Source organism: Nocardia sp. NPDC058658 (assembly GCF_042716665.1).
In the GTDB taxonomy this organism is placed as follows: Bacteria; Actinomycetota; Actinomycetes; order Mycobacteriales; family Mycobacteriaceae; genus Nocardia.
The window spans coordinates 428669-447196 of sequence record NZ_JBHXRR010000001.1 but is presented as its reverse complement, the minus strand read 5'-3'; the positions used below and the strand labels follow the sequence as shown (position 1 = coordinate 447196).

The 18528-nt window shown below is 65.8% G+C and carries 25 protein-coding genes; 13 read left to right on the top strand and 12 right to left on the bottom strand.

Going from position 1 to position 18528, the window contains the following annotated elements; all coding sequences use genetic code 11:
• Positions 1-25 precede the first annotated feature (25 nt).
• The 3 genes from ACFWUP_RS02145 (at position 26) to ACFWUP_RS02135 (ending at position 2059) form a co-directional block, all read left to right on the top strand.
• Positions 26-904 carry an oxygenase MpaB family protein gene (locus ACFWUP_RS02145; RefSeq protein WP_379229867.1) on the top strand — a complete coding sequence of 293 codons (879 nt, stop codon included), beginning with the start codon at positions 26-28 and terminating at the stop codon, positions 902-904.
• Positions 905-996: 92 nt separating this feature from the next.
• On the top strand, positions 997-1530 hold the full coding sequence (locus ACFWUP_RS02140) for a hypothetical protein (protein ID WP_379229865.1): 534 nt from the start codon (positions 997-999) through the stop codon (positions 1528-1530).
• 82 nt (positions 1531-1612) lie between these two features.
• Entirely contained in the window at positions 1613-2059 is a 447-nt protein-coding gene (locus ACFWUP_RS02135) for a VOC family protein (protein ID WP_379229863.1), read from the top strand.
• On the opposite strand, the gene ACFWUP_RS02130 is transcribed toward ACFWUP_RS02135, so the two are convergent.
• Positions 2052-3335 carry an MFS transporter gene (locus tag ACFWUP_RS02130; RefSeq protein WP_379229862.1) on the bottom strand — a complete coding sequence of 428 codons (1284 nt, stop codon included), beginning with the start codon at positions 3333-3335 and terminating at the stop codon, positions 2052-2054. The genes ACFWUP_RS02135 and ACFWUP_RS02130 overlap by 8 nt on opposite strands.
• Before the next feature lie 112 nt (positions 3336-3447).
• On the opposite strand from ACFWUP_RS02130, the gene ACFWUP_RS02125 reads away from it, so the two are divergent.
• From ACFWUP_RS02125 to ACFWUP_RS02105, 5 genes are all read left to right on the top strand, one after another.
• Positions 3448-3804, top strand: coding sequence for a winged helix-turn-helix transcriptional regulator (locus ACFWUP_RS02125; protein WP_379229860.1), 357 nt, complete (start codon positions 3448-3450; stop codon positions 3802-3804).
• Between the two features lie 69 nt (positions 3805-3873).
• Positions 3874-4038 carry a DUF5993 family protein gene (locus tag ACFWUP_RS02120; RefSeq protein ID WP_379229858.1) on the top strand — a complete coding sequence of 55 codons (165 nt, stop codon included), beginning with the start codon at positions 3874-3876 and terminating at the stop codon, positions 4036-4038.
• A gap of 4 nt (positions 4039-4042) precedes the next feature.
• Complete coding sequence (locus ACFWUP_RS02115; RefSeq protein ID WP_379229856.1) at positions 4043-4699, top strand: disulfide bond formation protein B; 657 nt, start codon at positions 4043-4045, stop codon at positions 4697-4699.
• Positions 4700-4717: 18 nt separating this feature from the next.
• Positions 4718-5881 carry a hypothetical protein gene (locus ACFWUP_RS02110; protein WP_379229854.1) on the top strand — a complete coding sequence of 388 codons (1164 nt, stop codon included), beginning with the start codon at positions 4718-4720 and terminating at the stop codon, positions 5879-5881.
• The gene (locus tag ACFWUP_RS02105; protein ID WP_379229852.1) at positions 5878-6126 is read left to right on the top strand and encodes a hypothetical protein; all 249 of its coding nucleotides are present in this window, start codon (positions 5878-5880) and stop codon (positions 6124-6126) included. Before ACFWUP_RS02110 ends, ACFWUP_RS02105 begins: the two co-directional genes overlap by 4 nt.
• Here the strand turns inward: ACFWUP_RS02105 and ACFWUP_RS02100 are convergent, their stop codons facing one another.
• The 4 genes from ACFWUP_RS02100 to ACFWUP_RS02085 all read right to left on the bottom strand — a co-directional run bounded on the left by ACFWUP_RS02100 (position 6127) and on the right by ACFWUP_RS02085 (position 8477).
• Positions 6127-6996 (bottom strand): hypothetical protein, encoded by an 870-nt coding sequence (locus ACFWUP_RS02100; protein ID WP_379229851.1) that lies wholly within the window; start codon positions 6994-6996, stop codon positions 6127-6129. It lies immediately after the preceding gene.
• Positions 6993-7535, bottom strand: coding sequence for a VanZ family protein (locus tag ACFWUP_RS02095; protein WP_379229849.1), 543 nt, complete (start codon positions 7533-7535; stop codon positions 6993-6995). The genes ACFWUP_RS02100 and ACFWUP_RS02095 overlap by 4 nt, the downstream gene beginning before the upstream one ends.
• 35 nt (positions 7536-7570) lie before the next feature.
• The gene (locus ACFWUP_RS02090) at positions 7571-7885 is read right to left on the bottom strand and encodes a DUF6191 domain-containing protein (protein ID WP_379229848.1); all 315 of its coding nucleotides are present in this window, start codon (positions 7883-7885) and stop codon (positions 7571-7573) included.
• Between the two features lie 151 nt (positions 7886-8036).
• Complete coding sequence (locus ACFWUP_RS02085) at positions 8037-8477, bottom strand: SMI1/KNR4 family protein (protein ID WP_379229846.1); 441 nt, start codon at positions 8475-8477, stop codon at positions 8037-8039.
• A 108-nt stretch (positions 8478-8585) separates the two neighbouring features.
• Here ACFWUP_RS02085 and ACFWUP_RS02080 point away from each other — a divergent pair, with 108 nt between their 5' ends.
• From ACFWUP_RS02080 to ACFWUP_RS02070, 3 genes are all read left to right on the top strand, one after another.
• Positions 8586-8759 carry a CsbD family protein gene (locus ACFWUP_RS02080; protein ID WP_379229844.1) on the top strand — a complete coding sequence of 58 codons (174 nt, stop codon included), beginning with the start codon at positions 8586-8588 and terminating at the stop codon, positions 8757-8759.
• Between the two features lie 86 nt (positions 8760-8845).
• On the top strand, positions 8846-9685 hold the full coding sequence (locus ACFWUP_RS02075; RefSeq protein ID WP_379229843.1) for a DUF1206 domain-containing protein: 840 nt from the start codon (positions 8846-8848) through the stop codon (positions 9683-9685).
• Between the two features lie 8 nt (positions 9686-9693).
• A complete protein-coding gene (locus tag ACFWUP_RS02070) occupies positions 9694-10323 on the top strand; it encodes a DUF998 domain-containing protein (RefSeq protein WP_379229841.1) in 630 nt (209 codons plus the stop codon).
• 19 nt (positions 10324-10342) lie between these two features.
• Here the strand turns inward: ACFWUP_RS02070 and ACFWUP_RS02065 are convergent, their stop codons facing one another.
• From ACFWUP_RS02065 to ACFWUP_RS02045, 5 genes are all read right to left on the bottom strand, one after another.
• On the bottom strand, positions 10343-11641 hold the full coding sequence (locus ACFWUP_RS02065) for a diacylglycerol/lipid kinase family protein (protein WP_379229839.1): 1299 nt from the start codon (positions 11639-11641) through the stop codon (positions 10343-10345).
• A gap of 21 nt (positions 11642-11662) precedes the next feature.
• Complete coding sequence (locus ACFWUP_RS02060) at positions 11663-11962, bottom strand: amphi-Trp domain-containing protein (RefSeq protein WP_379229837.1); 300 nt, start codon at positions 11960-11962, stop codon at positions 11663-11665.
• A gap of 13 nt (positions 11963-11975) precedes the next feature.
• Positions 11976-13277 carry a cation:proton antiporter gene (locus ACFWUP_RS02055; RefSeq protein WP_379229835.1) on the bottom strand — a complete coding sequence of 434 codons (1302 nt, stop codon included), beginning with the start codon at positions 13275-13277 and terminating at the stop codon, positions 11976-11978.
• A 106-nt stretch (positions 13278-13383) separates the two neighbouring features.
• Entirely contained in the window at positions 13384-14535 is a 1152-nt protein-coding gene (locus tag ACFWUP_RS02050; protein ID WP_379229833.1) for a hypothetical protein, read from the bottom strand.
• A gap of 12 nt (positions 14536-14547) precedes the next feature.
• Positions 14548-15474 carry a metal-dependent hydrolase gene (locus tag ACFWUP_RS02045; protein ID WP_379229831.1) on the bottom strand — a complete coding sequence of 309 codons (927 nt, stop codon included), beginning with the start codon at positions 15472-15474 and terminating at the stop codon, positions 14548-14550.
• A 120-nt stretch (positions 15475-15594) separates the two neighbouring features.
• Here ACFWUP_RS02045 and ACFWUP_RS02040 point away from each other — a divergent pair, with 120 nt between their 5' ends.
• The gene (locus ACFWUP_RS02040) at positions 15595-16203 is read left to right on the top strand and encodes a TetR/AcrR family transcriptional regulator (protein ID WP_379229830.1); all 609 of its coding nucleotides are present in this window, start codon (positions 15595-15597) and stop codon (positions 16201-16203) included.
• Positions 16204-16256: 53 nt separating this feature from the next.
• Here ACFWUP_RS02040 and ACFWUP_RS02035 read toward each other — a convergent pair whose 3' ends face one another.
• The gene (locus ACFWUP_RS02035) at positions 16257-17063 is read right to left on the bottom strand and encodes an SDR family oxidoreductase (RefSeq protein ID WP_379229828.1); all 807 of its coding nucleotides are present in this window, start codon (positions 17061-17063) and stop codon (positions 16257-16259) included.
• A 4-nt stretch (positions 17064-17067) separates the two neighbouring features.
• Positions 17068-17847 carry a crotonase/enoyl-CoA hydratase family protein gene (locus ACFWUP_RS02030; RefSeq protein WP_379229826.1) on the bottom strand — a complete coding sequence of 260 codons (780 nt, stop codon included), beginning with the start codon at positions 17845-17847 and terminating at the stop codon, positions 17068-17070.
• A 260-nt stretch (positions 17848-18107) separates the two neighbouring features.
• Between ACFWUP_RS02030 and ACFWUP_RS02025 the strand changes: the two genes are divergently transcribed.
• Positions 18108-18527, top strand: coding sequence for a YciI family protein (locus ACFWUP_RS02025; protein ID WP_379229824.1), 420 nt, complete (start codon positions 18108-18110; stop codon positions 18525-18527).
• The last annotated feature ends 1 nt before the right edge of the window (position 18528 follow it).

The following is an 18528-nucleotide window of genomic DNA, read 5'->3' as shown; positions in this document are numbered from 1 at the left end:
GCGAGAATGGTGATTAACTTACCGGGTGAATGCGAACACTCTGACCCTCGACCGGGTGCGCCTGCACATCCCCGACGCGCACCGATCCCCGCGCAAACGTCCCGCCCAGCTCGCCGATGCACTGGACTTCTGGATGTTCGCAGGCGCGGCCGCGAACGTGGCGATGCAGTTCGCGCACCAGGGCGTCGCGGCCGGGGTGATGGAGAGCAAGGTGGAATCCGGTGCGCTGATGGTGCATCCGTGGAAGCGCCTGCGCACCACCTCCGCCTATCTCGCCGTCGCCGTGCTCGGCACCGACGAGGACAAACTGGCTATGCGCGAGGCGGTGAACGTCGCGCACCGCCAGGTGAGATCGGGCCCGGACTCGAAGGTGAAATACAACGCCTTCGACCGCGACCTCCAAATGTACGTTGCCGCAGCCATTTACATCGGTTTCGAGGACACCCACCAACTCCTGCACGGCAAGATGACCACCGACGAACTCGAGACGTTCTACCAGGGCGCCGACACCTTCGGCACCACCCTCCAGGTCCACCCCGACATGTGGCCGAAGACCCGCGCCGAGTTCGACGAATACTGGCTCCGCGCCTGCGAACAAGTCGTCTGCGACGACGAATTCCGTTCCTACATAGACGATCTACTCCACCTGCGCATGATCAACTGGCCAATGCGAGTACTGGCCGGCGGCCTACTACAGTTCCTCACCGCAGGCTTCCTACCCCCACACTTCCGCGACCAAATGGCCGTCGAATGGACCCCCACCGACCAACGCCGCTTCGAACACCTCTTCCTCTTCGTAGGCTTCGTCAACCGCTTCATCCCCAAATTCATCAGATTCGCAGGCACCCACGCCATGATCCGCGACGTCCGCCGTCGAATCCGCAAACAGAAGCCGCTCATCTGATGAGAGGTAACAAGCATGCGGGTGCGGGGTTGAAGACGGATGTACTCGTAGGTAGGTTGCTGGGCGTCTGATCGTCTGTTGGGGGGATAGTTATGTCTTTGTCGAAACTTGTTCTGGCAGTGGCGTCTGCCGTTGGGCTGCTTGCGATTCCAGCGGTGGCGAACCCGCCGATTGCTGATGCTGCGCCACTGGTGCCCATGAGCGGATTTCCGGGGCCTGTCAACGGCACTGTTATGTCCGACCTGATGAATTGCCTCATCGACTACACCATTTGGATCGACCGGGATCCGCAGCAGCCGCATCGGGTAGTCGGGCACGTCGCGCCACGCGGCTATCGGTCCACCATTCCTGGATTGCCGGCGCCGGCCACCTGCCCATACGCGTCGATTGCCGCGAGCGTGTCCACTGATCGCGTTCCAGTGTCCATCCCCGTGCACGCGAAGCACCTGGTCGCCGATTCTACCGGTGGACCGACGGTCGAGTTCGATCTGCCCTACCAGCCCGACGCGGCGTGGGTGCAACTGACGGTGGGACCACTCACCCAGGTCGCGGCCATCCCGATCTTCGCTACCGTGTTTCCGAATGGCGGTTGGAATACGACCCTGACCGGATTTTCGCTTGAATAGCAAGCAGAATCTCATCGGCACGGAGGGGTTCAGGACTGCCGCACCGAAGTCCATAGGGCTGCATCGAACCTGAGGAGGCCTTGTGGCGATCCGCCGGATGGATCATGTGGGGATCATCGTCGAGGATCTCGCGGCTGCTGTCGCGTTCTTCGTCGAGCTGGGGCTGGAATTAGAGGGGGAAGCGAGTGTCGGTGGCCCGTGGGCCGATGATCTGCTCGGGTTGGAGGGTGTTCGAGCGGATATCGCTGTCGTGCGGACTCCGGATGGTCATGCGCGGGTGGAGCTTTCGACCTTCCACTCGCCGACGACCGCCGAGCCTGCGCCGAAGTCGCCGGTGAACACCCCGGGAACCTTGCGCCTGACGTTCGCGGTCGACGACGTCGATGAGGTACTCGACCGGTTGCGTCCGCACGGCGCCGAACTGCTGGGCATTGTCGCGCAATACGAGGACATCTACCGGTACTGCTATGTTCGCGGTCCCGACGGCATTCTCGTCGGGCTGGTCGAGGAGCTCCGCCCGATCACCTGATGCGGGAACCGGTGGTGCCGAGGGCGGCGGCGGTGAGGCAGGCGAGGGCGGCGGTGATCCAGAGTGGGGTGTAGGAGCCGTTGTGATCGCGGATCAGGCCGCCGGTCAGTGCCATCGCGCCCGCGCCGAGTTGGTGGAAGACGCTGATCCAGCCGAAGGTGAGCGCGCTGTCGGCGCCGAAGTAGTGGCGGCACAGCGTCAGGGTCGGTGGCACGGTCGCGACGTCGAGAATGCCGAACACCACGGCGAAGACGACGAGGTCGGGCGACCATCCGCTGGTGAACAGCACCGGAAGCAGGGCCAGCGACACGCCGCGGCCGAGGAAGAACACCGCGAGCAGTAGTCGCGGCTCGATCCGATCGCTGAGCCACCCTGCGCCCACGGTGCCGAGGATATTGGTGACACCAATGATCGCCAGCAGGCCCGAGGCGGCGGTGGCGGCCATGCCGTGATCGTGCGCGGCGGGGGTGAAGTGGCTCCACATCAGGCCGTTCGTGGTCGCCCCGCACAGCGCGAACATCGAGGCGAGAACCCAGAACCGGGTATCGCGCAGGGCGCGGAGCAGGGCGGCGATCGTGCGGGCGAACGGGTTGACCTGTCGATCCGTGGCGGCCGGATCGGCATCGGGATCCGCGCCGTACCGGACCGTGCCGATCGCGGCCGGGCTCTCGCGCAAGAAAACCAGCACCCCGAACAACGCCACCGTCGCCAGCGCGCCGCACGCGAGCACCGGCGCCCGCCAGTCGGCCCGCTCGAGCAGTACCGACAGCAGCGGCAGCATCGCGAACTGTCCGAAAACACCTGCCGCGGTGAGCAATCCGGTCGCAAGGCCGATCTTGCGGTAGAACCACCGGTTCGCCACCGTCGCGGCGAACACCGTCGTGATCGACCCGGTCCCGACCCCGATGGCGAAGCCGAACCACAGCACGAACCACACCACCGATGGGGTGAACGTCGCGGTGAGAACCGAACTCGCGATCAGCGCGAGTAGTGCCGACGTTGTGACGCGGCGGATCCCGTAGCGGTCCATCATCGCCGCGGCGAACGGCCCGACCACCCCGTAGAGCACCATGTTCACCGCCACCGCGGCACCGATTCCGGTGCGACTCCACCCCTTCGTCGCGACCAGCGGTTCGGTGATCAGGCCAGCGATGGTGGCGAAGCTTCCCGCCGCGATCAGCGCGAGGGCGGCCACGGCCACCATCGTCCACGCGGGATGTAAACGGGGTGCCCGTCGGATCGCGCGCTGCTCGATATCGACTTCGGAAATGCTCACCGGAATCCTTCGCGTTGCTCGACGTCCTCACTCTCGTTTCTACCAACGAGCAATCGAATTCGACAGTATGCACAATCTTGTCCATATGGACTGATCGGATACCATCGAGCGTATGGCAACTGAAGTCCGGGCGCCGATCGTGCGAGCGATGCGCAGCTGCCCCGTGGAAGTGAGCATCGCCGTACTCGGCGGCGCCTGGAAGATGACGATTGTCAAACACCTCCTCGACGAGCCCCTTCGCTACGGCGAACTGCGCCGCAAGGTCGGCGAGGTGACACCACGGGTCCTCACTCGCCAACTGCGCGAACTGGAACAGGACGGCATCGTCAACCGGCACGCTTTCGCCGAAGTCCCACCGCGCGTGGAGTATTCGCTCACCCCGACCGGTGAAGCGCTACGCGGCTTCGTCACCGAATTGAACCGGTGGGGCGCGGAATACGTCGAGAGTCTGGCCGGTGCGTTGCGATAACGTCCTGAACTGGCAGTTCTCCGGCGCGTTCGACGGATTTTCCGGCGGTGCCCAGTAGCGTCGGAGCGCATGGATACAGTCATATTCGCGGCATTGTTGCTCGCGTTGGTGCTGATATTTCGTGACAGTTCCCGGCGCGCGGTACTGACCGCGTGGTGGATCAGTTTCGTATTGTGCGCGGTGCTGTTGAAAGTGCACATCACCAGTGGCCTCGGCCTCGGATTGACGTGGTGACGCGATGAGCGAAACAGCCGTCGTCGCGGTCGTCGAGGAGAAATCCGGTCCACTCGGGTCGCTGCAGTACTGGCTCGCGGTGATTTTCGTGGTCGGGTGGAGCGCTGTCATCTGCGGCGGCTTCGCCGTCCAATTCCTGAACTGGGAATATCCCTGCCCCCTGTGCATGCTGCAGCGCATGTTCATGGTGCTGGCCGCGCTCGGTGGCGCGTTCATCGTCCGCAAGGGCATGAACGGGACGATCGTGCAGCGCGACTACGCTGTCGGCTGGGGTCTGGCCATAATCGGTTGTGTCGGTGGCGCTTTCACCGCCTGGCGGCAGACGATGCTGCACATTCTGCCCGGCGACCCCGGCTACGGCGGTGCGGTCCTCGGCCTGCACCTCTACGTCTGGGCGCTGGTCCTCTACGTCGCCGCCATCACCACCCTCGGCGTGGTGCTCAGCGTCTCGTATTCCACTGCCGCGACCAGGATTCCGTCCTCGTTCGCGATCGTCGGCAAGTGCGCACTGTTGTTCTGCGGCTTGGTGATCGCGGCGAACCTGGTGGTCGTGTTCGCCCTCGAGGGCTTCCACTGGAAGCTTCCCGACGACCCGGCCTGCTATGAGCTCTTCTACGATCTGGGCATTCTCGACGACGGATGCGTGCTGCCCGCGAAGTAGCGCCTGTACCTTCGGGGCATGGGGAGTTCCAGAGCGGTGCGTCGGTTTCGCGGTCCGCTCACTGTAGTGATCGCGATGGTGGTGGCGGTCTCGGTCGTGTGCATGCTGCCGAGGTGGTGGTGCGGCCGGGACGCCGACGGGTGGTATCGAGGTGACCCAGCCTTGCTGCGTGGACTCGCCGAGGGATTGGTGGCGTTCGAAGCCGCCGACGATCATCGGCGAGCCACCGGTGGGGGAGACGGGATCGCCGGCATGTGGGGGCTGCTCGCCCACCAGATGACGGCACAGGGTTTGGCGCAAGTGTGTCTGGAACACCCCGAGTGGCGGGAGCGGTACGCGCCGATCATCACCCGCGCGGCGGTCAAGAGTCTGTTGCCGCAGATGCGTGCCGAGTTCACGTCGGTGTGGCACGGTCGCGACGGGCTCGCCGACCTCGACAGCCCCGACGGCCACGCCTACCTCTCCTATCCGGCCCTCGCGCTCGGAATGGCGCGACTGATCGATCCGGCCTTCCCGGCCGACCTGGCTGTTCAGCACGATGCGCTGATCAAAGCCCTCGAACGGCGCCTGCTCGCCTCACCGACCGGCCTGCTCGACACCTTCCCCGGTGAGGCGTACCCGACCGATGTGGCAGCCGTGGCGGCGGCGATCGCGGTGCACGGCAGGGTGACGGGAGCCGATCACACCGCGGTCATCACGCATTGGGCGCAACAGGTACGCGCGGTTCAGATCGATCCGGGCACCGGGCTGATCATCCAGCGCATGGGCGCCGACGGCCGACCCCACGACGCACCACGCGCTTCCGGAACCGGCCTGGCCGCCTATTTCGCCGGTTTCGCGGACCGGTCGCTCGCCGAGGAATTGGCCGAGGGACTGTTCGGCCAGGAAAGAACCGTCCTCGGCTTCAGCGCGATCGACGAGTACGGCGACGGCTATAGCGGCGCAGGCGACATGGACAGCGGCCCTTTGATACTCGGAATGTCGATAGCCGCCACCGGTTTCGCCCTCGCACCCGCCCGCGCCTTCGGCCACCGCGAGACCTTCACCCGCCTGTTCCGCACCGCCGACCTCTTCGGACTGTCGGTCCAGAGCGGAACCCGCACACGATTCGCGACCGGCGGAGTGATCGGCAACGCCCTCATGCTCGCCTTCCTCTCCTCGGGGCCGGAGCTGGCCCGATGAAAGCGCTGTCGGCCGCGTGGCGCCTGCTGCGCATTCCGCTGATCCTGGCCGTGGTCTACTTCGCGCTGCATGCGCTTCTGACAGCGTCGTCGGCGCGACACGGCTACGGGTCACCCGACGGCCTCAGCCCAGGCTTCGTGACCCTCGCCGTCGTCGTGGTGGCGCTGCGACTGGTGCTGCTCATCGTCGTCCCAGCGGTGCTCGCCTACCGGGTGGTGACGATGGCCCTGGCAATGATCCGGTGACTACCGCCCCCATCGAAACCATCGCCGACTTCCCCTGTCCCCAACCGTCATTTCGACGACGATCCCACCGAAATGCGCCTCCTGCATGGTCGCGGGATGCCCATCGATGAAGCACACACCGGTTTGCGTGACCTCGACGCACTCCTCCATCGGGGACCCGTCCGGGCTTTCGACAGTGTCGGCGAAGTAGGCGATCATGCCGCCGCTCAAATGGGTATTGAAGCCGGTCACCTGGCGGCCTGCGCTGTCGGTGGCGCGGTCGTGGCAATGCCCGCAGACCGCGCGGGGATAGCGTTGCTGGTAGATCGACGGCTGCTTGCAGTGCGGACAGGGCTGGGTGTATCGACGGTCGGCGACTGGGCGTTCCATCAGGAAATCGTTGTGGGCCAGGATATTTCGGCCCGTTGCCTCGCGGTTGGGGCTGCGCCGCAGGTGAATGAGAACGAACTCGGCGTAGTCGGCCGTCTCGGCATCTAGCGCTGCGCGTCTCGGCAGCTCGTCGATGCGCGTGCGGCCGCTGTCGTAGGCCTCGAGCGCCACGCGATGCGCCGTCGAGAGTTCGCTGTCGGGGATGTGTCTGTTCGAGTGTTCGGCTCGCGCCAAGTGTTCGGCGATCTCCGAGTCGATGGTTCTTCCGGCCATCGACAGGAGCCCGCTGCCGTATGCGGTCGTGGAGACGAGGACATAGCCGTCGGTCTCACCGTCCTCGGTGCTGATCGTGTGGAGGAAGGCGAAACCTCGCCCGTAGCGGGCATTCTCGAGCCCGTGGTGGCGGTAGAGGACGAGCGAGTCGGGATTCGACGCCAATTCGCGCGCGATGACCAGCGCTTCTTCTAAGGTCGACGGAGGAGTCCAGTTCGGCCGTTTCATGACCGCGAGCCTATCGAGTCGGACCTACGGACCCTCGACAGCAGATGCGCGCCGATGCCGGCGCCCGCCGCGTTCATCAGTACGTCGTCGACCGATGACACCCGTCCGATGTTCAGGACATACTGGGCGATTTCGAGTGTCGCCGACAGCGCGGCGCCGAGTACGAGCATCCGCCCTACGCCTGTGCAGCGGGGAAATCGCAAGGGCAGCAGGAAACCCAGGGGGACGAACATCGCGGTATTCGCGCCGATCTGCACGATCGTGTCGAACGAGAGTTCGCCCAGTGTGGCGGCGAGATCGCGCAGCGGAACCACGCTGATCGCCCGCGTACCGTCGGTCGGTGTCAGGACCATCCAGACCCACGGCAACGTCCCCGCGACAATCCCGACTTCGGTCAGACTGCGCCGCAACGCGATCGGCCGCTCGATCCCCGCGCGGGTCCTCCACCACAGCAACAACGCCACGACCAGGGGAATCGCCGCGCCCCCGATTCCCCACGCCACCAGCACCGGCCCCCAGGCCTCCCACACTCGCCCCACACAGGTAACTTACGTCGCCGACAAGCGTGCACGAGTCATCGGCTCTGCGGCCGATCAGACTCGTCCTCCACGCGGGGCAGGCGCGCGATGCCGAGCGAAAGGTCGACTCCCAGCGGACTATCGCCACTCTCGAGCTGCTCACCCCGCATTTCTCGGCTCCGAATCTCCTGCTGTGTGTGCTGACTCGACGGAGCGAACAGCGCCTGCAACTCCCCGAAAAGACCAGCGGCCCCACCGGCCCCGACCTTGCCCCGAGGAGCGATCCACCCCCGCACCTCGGCCAAGACGAACAACCGATCGAGGACCACGCCGAACACCACAACGCCGACAACCATCCACACCAACGGCACGTCTACCCTCCCATCCGCTCTCCCGACGGTACCCCCGCAGGAAGTGGATGGGCTTCAAGAATTACCGAGGCGGTGGTAGGCGCCGACCACCGATGGGACCTTGACACTGCGCGGCCTGCGGAGCCTTTCCTGATGGGAACCGGCGTCGTGGTTACCGGTACCAGTCATCATCTTCGGCGCCGGCTCGGCGCTGCAAGTAGTCGGTCAACGAATCTGCGACCCGCTTGCGGTCATCGGTTTCGTGGTCCCATACATACACTGCGGTGTTCTGCCCCGATGCCATCCCGGCGTAGGCGAACTGGTCACCGCCGCCGTTGTCGCCGAAGAACATCAGCTCGTCGAAGGGCAAGTACAGTTTTGCGAATTCGGCATCGTGGCGGAACTGAGTGTTCTGATCGATGATCTCCTCGACCGACCACACCAGCCCGGATCCCCATTCGGCCCGCGCGCCGTTGGTGTGTCGCAGCAGATCTCGCAACTCGTCAGGCACGGTCTGGTTCAACCGGCCCTCGATCTGGTCAATCTCCGCATCGGAAGCCGCAGGTGCGAACTCGGCATCTTCATAGAGTTCTCCGATCAGGCGCTTCCACATTCGTCGATCCTGCCATCCGATCGGCGCACAGTTCCATGTCGAAGATCAACATCGTTGACACCTGGGGGATTACGGCGTTGACTTGGTTCATACCGTGAGGAAACTGCCATGAGTACGAGTAAGAAGATCGCGAATTCTGTCGAGGCCACCAAGGGTCGCGTGAAGAAGGTGATCGGGCGGGCTACGGGGAATCGGCGGCTCGAGGCCGAAGGGCGGGTTGAGCAGGTCAAGGGGAACCTGAAACAGTCCGGGGCCAAGATCAAGGACGCCTTCAAGAACTAGTTTCGTCGAACGAGACCTCGCAGTAGATCCTGCGCCGACCGTCGTGGACCGACCTCGACGGATCAACCACACGCAGGGTGATCAGCATGCCGAACCGCACCGACTCCTCATCGTCGTACGACAACTCGTCCACTGCGGTGGCCAGGGTGGCCCAGAACAGTATCTTCGAACGATTCGCCCGCGCCGGCTTGGTGATGAGCGGGATCGTGCACCTGATCATCGGCTATATCGCTATTCGGCTCGCGCTCGGTGGCGGGGCGGGGACGGCCGACCAATCGGGTGCCATGACCGAACTCGCTGCCAGGCCGGGCGGTGTTTTCGCCCTCTGGGTCGGTGTTGTGGCGTTCGCGCTGATGGCGTTGTGGCGGCTGGCCGAAGCCGCGCTCGGCAGCTCGTCCAGACCTGACTCCGACAGCAAGAAGTCCGAGGCCGTCAATCGCGTCAAGGCGTTCTCCTTGGCGGTGGTCTATTTCGCGTTCGCCGTCTCGGCTTTCGGATTCGCAAGAGGCGCAGGTACATCCAGTGCTGAACAGAGCACCGGGATCACCGCGGAGATGATGCAATCCACCGTGGGCACGGTCGCTCTCGTCATCGCCGGGCTGATCATCATCGCGATCGGCGGCTACCACGTCTACAAGGGGGCGACCCAGCGCTTTCTCGCCGACCTGCAGGGCGGCACCAGCACCCTGGTTCGCAGGTTGGGCACGGTGGGGTACGTCGCGAAGGGTCTGGCCGTCGCGGCCATCGGATTGCTGGTGATACTCGCGGTCGGCCGCTCGGACCCCGGCGAAGCCACCGGACTCGACGGCGCGTTCAAAACCCTTGGCGCACAACCTTTCGGCGCGACATTGTTGATAGCGGCGGGCGCGGGCATCATCGCTTACGGCCTCTACAGTTTCGCCATGGCGCGATACACCAAGATGTAGCTGACCTCGTGCATCACGGTCTTCGGCACATCGCCGCGGGACTGACGTGGACGCTGGCATTCGCCTACCTGCTCGCCGAACTCGTCACCGCCACCGCCTGGACAACGCCCTACAGCTTCCGCCACGACACCATCAGCGACCTCGGCATCACCACCTGCACCCAGAATGCTTGCTCACCACTGCATTTGGTGATGAACGCGACCTTCGTCGCACTCGGCGCCCTCACCATCGTCGGTGCGGTCGGCCTCCTCGACTACCTGCCCCGCGGCCACCGCCAATGGTCGATCGTCGCGCTCGCTCTCGTCATCGGACTGAGCACCGCCGCCACCGGACTGTTCCCCTCCGACGACGGCATCGTCGTGCACTTCCTCGCGGTGCTCCCCGCGTTCGTCTCCCGTCACATCGTGCTGATCCTGCTGGCGATCTGGCTCTGGAAACACCGCCGCCTCGCCGCGATCTGGTCGGGCCTGTGCGCCACCGCAGGCCTCACCGGCACCGTCTTGATGACGATCGGCCTCCAGATCGGCATCACCGAACGCCTCGTCTTCTACCCACTCCCGATCTGGATGGCCGTCACCGGCACCGCCATCGCATTCACCGCCGTCCGCACCGCGATGCTGCGGCCGGCAAGGCAATAGTCCGCGATAGCCCCGCGGCTCAGCGATATGCCTTCTCCCACAGTCGCGCCCAGTCCCAGGTCGGCGTGGCGGGCTTGACTCCTGGCCTGGTTCTCGGCACCCGTACTCGCAAGGCGCCCGGTGTGATCGTGCAGCGGACCGGGGTGCGGAGCAGGACGGATTCGCCGTCTACGCCGACCGGGATCTCCGGGGTGTCCGCGTCGACGATCAATTCGACCGTCGTCGCTTGGGAGAGGCCGCGGAGGCGGGTGCGGCGGAGGAGATTGACTGCTTCCCGAGTGTTGGACACCGACAGCGTCACCGCACCGAGGACACCGCGATCGAGACGCGCGCGTCGGCTCAGTCCGGCCAGGTCGCCGCTGCCGTAGGGGTTGTTGCTGACCAGGATCGCCTGGGGTCCGGTTACCGCGGTCGGACCGATCCGGGCCACCAGCTTCGGGCCGCGGTGGCCGGTGAGCAGGTCGGGCAGCAGGGCCAGCACCGTCGCGGTTTTGTCGTCGCGGTAGGCGGGGCTGCGCACGATCTCCGCGTAGACCCCGAAGGAGGCGTTGTTGACGAAAGGGCGGCCGTTGATGGTGCCGAGGTCGGTGCGCAGCTCCACACCGTCGCGGAGTGCGTCGAGCGAGCGGGTGGGATCGGCGCGATCCAGGCCCAGGTCCATGGCGAAGTGATTGCGGGTCCCGGCGCTGATCACCAGAAACGGCACGTCGTGTTCGACCGCGACTGCCGCGACGAGTGCCTGCGTCCCGTCGCCGCCCGCGACCCCGAGCAGATCGGCGCCGTCGGCGACCGCGCGTTGGGCCAGCGCGGTGACGTCGATGATTTCGGGCCCGTCGAGCAACGCGACCTCGGCGCCCAGTTCCTCGGCCTTACGCACGAGATCGAACTTCGCGACCTTGCCGCCACCCGACCGTGGATTCATGATCAGGAACGGTCGCTGTGGAGGCGGCACCGGATACTCGGGGACGCCCGCGTCGGCACTGCTCTCGCGCAGGGCGACACGGGCACAGCCGACAGCGCACAGCGACAACGCACCCGCGACCAACACGACCCACAACAAATTCGCCCGGATGAACAAGGTCACCACCACGATCGGCGCCAGCACCGCGACCGCCAGCGCGATCCACCGCAACACCCCGATCCGGGTGAGGAACCAGTAGAGCGCCGCCACCGTGACAACGGCACCCGCCGCACCGGCGACGAACGAACTCACCGCGCCCATCACGCCCGCGCTGACCACCGGCACCAGCACCGCGGCGACCGCACAGGCGATGGCGGCGCGAGCCCACCACCGTTGACCGCGCTCACCGGTGTTCATCCCGCTCACTCGCTTGCCGTTCTACTTCTTCGGAGCCGCTTTACGGGGTCGCGCACGACGGGCGGGCTTCGCCGGGGGTTCCGGTGCTTGCGCGGGTTCGTCACGCCAGCTGATCTCGATCTCGATTTCGGTCTTGTCACCGTCGATTTCGATTTCGATCTCCCACTGGAGTTGGTCGGCGACAGCGATTTCGATCGAGTCGCCGCCTGTCCCCAGCTCCACTTCGGCGCCATCGGCGAGGGCTTGCCCGATCGCGATGAGCCGCTCGGCGACCTCTCGACGGGAAAGCTCGGACTTCCTCTTGATCTCAATTTTCGGCACGACAACTCCTGTCTCAGTGGGACGTGCGGTGGTTTTCGGGTGAATCGGCCTGCAGGACGATCCGCCGGGTCGAGGGCGGCGTGACCGCCACCTTCTCCGGTGCGTCGTCGGGCAGCGTCGCCGCCCATCGGCCGTATCGGGCAGCGAGGGGCGCGGCGCTGAAACCGTGCGCCACGATCGACAACAGCACCGTCACCGAGGCGACGTCGACGAGGTGATCGGTGACGGCGGTGTTTCCCAGTTCCTCGAGTGCGATGAGCGCGAAGATCACGGTGGCCAGCCCGCGCGGGCCGAACCACCCGACGAACAACACTGTCGGCGGTCCCCAGCCGTAGCCGGCCATCGCGATGGCGACCGGAACGATCCGCACCAGTGTCAAGGCGCCGACCGCGATCACGTAGGTGCGAACAGTGGCATCGGCGAGCGCGGGCCAGGCCAGTGCGGCACCGAAAGCGATCCACACCACGTACGACGCGAGAAGGCCGGTGGTCTCGGTGAATTCGGTTCGCGCGCGCAGTTCGGCGTTCGCGAGGTAACCGAACATGATGCCGCCGAGGAAGGCCGCGACGAATCCGTTGCCGTCGATGGCGACCGCCGCGAAGTAGCACAGCAGCGCCAGCGCGAAGACCGCCACCTGCTCGGAGAGCGGGGAGGTCCACCCGTGACCGCGACACCACCGCAACACCGCACCGCCCGCACCACCGACGGCGACCGCCACCCCGACGGCGATCGACAGCGACCGCAGGGCGTCGATCACCCAGTTCTGATCACCCAGCTGCCCCGTTTCGGAGGCGACGACCACGATGAGCACGGTCACCACCGGGGTGGCCAGGCCGTCATTGAGGCCGCTTTCCACATTCAGCAGCCGACGGACCCGGGACGGCACCCTGGTGTCGGTGACAACGGCGGCGCCGAGCGCGGCGTCGGTCGGTGCGAGCATCGCCGCGATCAGCGCGGCCGCCGCCCAGCCGTGCTCGGGGAACATCCAGTAGGCGAGCAGGGTTCCCGCGACAATGCTGAGCGGCAGGCCGATAAGCAGCAGGCACAGTGCCGGTCCGCGATCTCGGCCCACCTCCCGCAGCTGCAGGTGAGAGGCGTCGGAGAAGAGCAGCAGCGCCAGGGTGACCTCCGCGACGGTGAGCAACCAGCCGACGTCCGCGTCAACTTGGACCAGGCCGGTGTTACCGGCGACGACCCCGACCACCACGAACACCATCGGCGCGGTGATGTTCGCCCGACCCAACCGACGTGCCGCGAGGGAATACACGAGCACCGCGCCGAGCAACAACAGTGAGATCGCCGCGTGATCGTCCATCGCTCCTCGTCTCGGCGGCGTCCATCGCCACTCGCCCGCCCTTGTGCACGCTAGGCGCCGCAGATCGGACAGTCTTCACCCGTTTCGGGTGACCATCGTGGTGCGGTCAGCCGGGCACCTTCGACGCCGTCGACACGGGAGCGTCCGGGGTCGTGTGGGGGCGTGGCACGGAGAAGGTGGCCAGGACCGAGGCGATGGCGACGGCGAAGCAAGCCGCCGTGTACCAGAGGTTTCCGATGGGGTCGCCGTTGGTGGTCTCGCCGTCGACCGCGGTGAAGAAATCGGGCAGGGAAGCGATCCAGAGGGCGGCGAAGACGATGAGGTAGAGGGTGCTGAATCGTTGGACGAAGGGGTCGGTGTACTGCGGGAGTGGCGTAGTGCCCCTGCGCAATCGGGTCCACTGGCGAACCATCACGAAGGTCGCGACTGCCGCGAGGACGGCCAGCTCCAGTGCGTAGACGATCCCGCGCACAGTGGTGTTGTTCATGCCGATAACGGTGGCGGGAAGGGGGAGCAGGAAGGTGCCGACCGAGGCGAGGAGGCCGATAACGATTGTCCGCCAGGTCAATTCGATGCCGGAGAAGCGCTTGCCCTCGTCGACGTGGCGACCGACGAAGTGCTGCACACAGAAGCCCAGCGACATCGGCCACAGGGCCGCGAACACGACCACGCTGCCCATCGGGACCGAATCGAACATCGGCTGATTGAGAGGGTTGTCGAGAGACCATTCCCACCAACGCAATTGGGGGCCGAGGTGGTCGAAGATCTCGTAGAAGGCGTGGTGGACGAAGCCGACGCAGGTGGCGCCGAGCAGTACGCCGTAGCGGCGGAAGATGCCGAGCATTCGGACGATGCCGAACGCCATCGTCGCCATCAGCGGGTAGATCGCGACGATGTAGAGGGGTAGGCGGCCCCAGAGGAAGTCGACCGTGAAGACATTGTGGGCGAACATCGTGTCGACGTGGGCTTCGATGCCGAACGCGGCCGGGAAGTACAGCGGCGGTTCGATGACGAACAGGTAGGCGGTGGCGCCGAACCACAGCACCAGATTGGTGGGGTCGCCGTGGCGGTGTAGGCGCACGATCGCATACCAGAGCGCGAGGACCGCGCCGACGACGATGGTGAGTTCGAGAACCGGCAGCGTCCAGTTCTCCAGGGCGAACGGGCTACGGAACTCGACGAGTCCGCCCATCTCGTCGCAGGAGAAGCCGAGTTCGTTCGCCAGTTCGGCGAAGGTGGGGGAGCAGTGGTCGGGCATCGGGTTCGCCTTCTACGAGCTGACGGAATCGGCGGTGTACCAACGGGTTACGTCATAGCCCTCGTCGTAGCGACGGAACCATTCGTCGGCCAGCGCGGGCAGCTTCTCGTGCGCCGGATTGTGTCCTGGGGTCTGGCTGCGGATGATGCCGCCGAGGGCGACGAGTTGCTCGCGCAGGCCGAGATCGTCGAACGCGCGCGGCATCGTCCCGTTGTCGGCGGGCTTCAACAACGGCAGCCACCGGCGCAATGTCTGTGCCCTGCGGTAGTTGGCGAACATCGACAGCGCGTCGACCTGCCGATCTTGCAGGGGCACATGCTCGTTGAAGCCCGCGCACGCCACCCGGATCACGTGCAGCACATGCCGGAAGATCGACACCGCCACCCGCATCCGGTACAGCTCGCTGTCGACCACTGAATTGAAGATGATCAGCGCCGAACTGCGGTGCTCGACCTCCTCGACGAAATGCCAGATGAACAGGGAGGCGACGCGATCGTCGCCCGGGGCGAACAGATTCTTGTCGTTGTCGAGCATCAGCTTGAACACCGGCGTGAACGTCGCCTCCAGATCGGCGGTGTAGGCGAGGCGGTACTTCACCGGGGTCTCGGCGGTGAGCTTGTCGAACTCGCCGATCACCACGTCCAGGGTCTCCTGCAGGCCCGGGTAGCGGCGGATCAGCGCCTTCACGTGCTGGCGGTGGGCGTGGGAATGCTGGCCCTCCTGGCGCATGAAGGCATCGGCCTCCGCGGCCACGTCAGGGTCGGTGATCTGCGGTTTCGCCTGCGTGATCAGCTGCACGATCATCTTCTCGAAGCCGATCGCCAGGAACGACACGGCATTGGCCATCGACGAGAACGCCGGGTTCTGCGGATTCCACAGAAACGGCACGTCGTAGTCGGCGAACGCGAAATCCATTTTGCGGACATGAAGGTCGGTCACGGTGGGTTACCTCGTTGTTCGGCCACTCGGTTGATGAAGCAATCATACGAACGTGCCTTCATGTGTATGATCACTTTGCTGGAATTCGCCCTGACCTGGGGTTGTGCTAGCGTCCACCCGGTGGCGCGTAGACGTGGGTGGGGCGGCAGTCCGCCGGGTGACGATGCGGAGGCCACGCGCCGAATCATCGCTGCCGCAGTCGAACTCATCGGCCGGACCGGTGCGGAGATCAGCATCGCCGACGTGGCGGAATCGCTCGGCGTCATCCGCCAGACTGTCTACCGGTATTTCCCCAGCGCTGACGCGCTCATGACCGCCGCGGCGATCGCCTCGGTCGACGATTTCCTCGACCGCCTCACCCGCCAGGTCAGCGGTCTCGGCGACCCCGCCGAGGCGATGACCGAGGCCGTCGTCTTCACCCTCACCGACGTCCGCCGCACCCCCCACCTGGGCATTCTGCTGTCGAGTTCCTATTCCAACGCCAACCCCGACAGCCTCACCTCCGAGGAGGCGCAGGCCTTCGGCATGACTATGATCCGCCGCTTCGACGTCGACTGGACCGCCCACGGCTACGACGAGCCCGCCCTGCGCGAACTCGTCGAATACGTACTGCGCACGATGCAATCGTTCTTCCTGTCACCGGGCAACCCGCCGCGCTCCGATGACGAACTGCGTCGCTACCTGCGCCGCTGGATGGGGACCGCGATCAGCGCGCAGCAGTCGAACTGACAGGTCGTGCGTGGTCAGGCGCCGACGGGGAGCATCAACGCCCTGGCCGGCGGTCAGTGCAGATCGGCGAGGGCCGTGGCCACGTCCGGGCCGGTCAGGCTGTGCCGCATGCTGCGCATGACCAGGCGCAATGGTCTCGGGCAGTCCTCGGCGGTGGAGAAGCGGTCGGTCGCCACAATGCGTGCCGGTGCGGCGAGATGGTCCCGGACCCGGGTCATGAGTTCGAAGCGGCTGAGGGTTTCCGCCCCCGCGATGTGCACCACGCCGGACGTGTCGGCGAGCTGCTCGAACGCGGGCGCCAGGCTGGGTAGATACAGCGGATTGCAGACGATATCGGTGCGCGCCTGGATCTGCGGTGCGGCGAAGCGGGCGAGGAATTTGTTCGACAGCGGGCTGCGTCCGTAGACGAGGGGGAGACGGATGACCAGGTGGCGGTCGTGCGCGAGGACCAGGTCCTCGGCGGCCACCTTGGTCTCGCCGTAGACGTTGATCGGTGTGCGCGTTGCGCTTTCGTCGTAGTGGTCGGCCGTGCCGTCGAAGACATTGTCGGTCGACAGGTACACGAGTTTCGCGCCCGTGTGGTCGATGGCGTCGAGCAGCGGCTGCATCGGAGCGACGTTCGCGACATGGGCCGCGACTGGATCACGCTGCGCGGCACCGAGATCCACGGCTCCGGCGGTATGGACCACCACATCGAAACCCTGCTCGACGAGTGTCCGTACCCCGCCGGAATCGGCGAGATCCACCGGGACGAGCCCGTGCCCGCCCCGGCTGGTACCGACGACCTCGTGGTTCTCGGCGAACTGCGCGTGCAGCGCGCTGCCGACGAAGCCGGAGGCGCCGAGGATCAGGATCCGCATCGGGTCAGCGCGCCTGCCAGTTCGGCTTGCGCTTCTGCGCGAAAGCCATGGCGCCCTCGCGCATGTCCTCGGTCTGGGCGACCGCCACGATCTCGCGGTTGGTCTGGTCCCAGGCGGCGTCGTCGGCGAGCTTGCCGTCGATGATGCCCAACGCCACCCGCTTGCTGGCCTGCACCGCCAGCGGCGCGTTCTCGGCGATCCGCTCGGCCAGCGCGAGGGCCGCGTCGAGGACATCGGCGGCGGGTACGACACGGTTGATCAGGCCCAGTTCTAGCGCGCGGGCAGCGGTGATCGGCTCGCCGGTCAGGATCATCTCCATCGCGACCTTGCGCGGCAGCTGCTCGGGCAGCCGGAACGCACCACCGGCCGCGGCGAACAGGCCGCGCGCGACCTCGGGCAGACCGAAGGTAGCGGTCTCGGCGGCGACGGCGAGATCGCTGGCCAGGACCAGTTCGGTGCCCCCGCCGAGCGCGAAACCGTTCACCGCGGTGATGGTCGGCTTGCTGATCGGGTGTCGGACGTATCCGGCCAGACCCCAATCCTCGTGTCCCGCAGCCAGAATCGACTCGCCACGGCTCAGCGCCTTCAGGTCCGCGCCCGCACAGAACGCCCGCTCGCCCGCACCGGTGAGGACCACCGCGCGGATCTGCGGGTCGGCGTCGGCCCGCTCCAGCGCCTCGCCCACGCCGGTGCTCAGTTCGGCGTCGACCGAGTTCATGGCCTGCGGCCGATTCAGCACGATCACGAGCACATGCCCGCGTTGCTCGACGAGAACTGCGCTCACGAGTGACTCCTTCGCTAGGTGGCTGTCAGCATGACAAACCGGTTCGATCTGTATCACGCCGGATGGTCTCGGATATCCGAATCGGGGATTCGTGTCGGTTCGTCGGCGCGCGCACGTCCCGCTCGTCGTAGGCTGCCGAACACTCGCGAAAAAGAATTTTCGGCCGGGTGTCGATCCGCAGTGGTGCCCGTTCGACCTAGGGAGGAACACAGGGCCCGGCAGGCGGGCCCGGACACCTACAAACTTAGGGAGACGAAACCATGAAGTACATGCTGATCATGCGCGCCACCGACGAAGCCTGGGCCGCGGCGGCCGATATCGACTTCAACGAGATGCTCGAGACGATGGGCAAGTTCAACGACGAGTTGATCAGCGCCGGGGTGCTCGTCGCGGCCGAGGGACTCGATGACGCGGCCGAAGGCGTGGTCGTCGACTACTCGTCGGAGCCGCCGGTCGTGACAGACGGGCCATACGGCGAGACGAAAGAACTGTTCGGCGGCTTCTACATTCTCAATGTGGCCTCCAAGGAGGAGGCGATCGAGTGGGCCAAGCGCATGCCGGTCGTCGTACCGGGCACCAAGACCGAGATCCGCCGGGTCCCGAGCATCGACGAATTCCCGCAGGAGAACAAGTGGATCGTGAAGGAACGCGCGTGGCGTGAAGCCACTGGCCAGCTCTGAA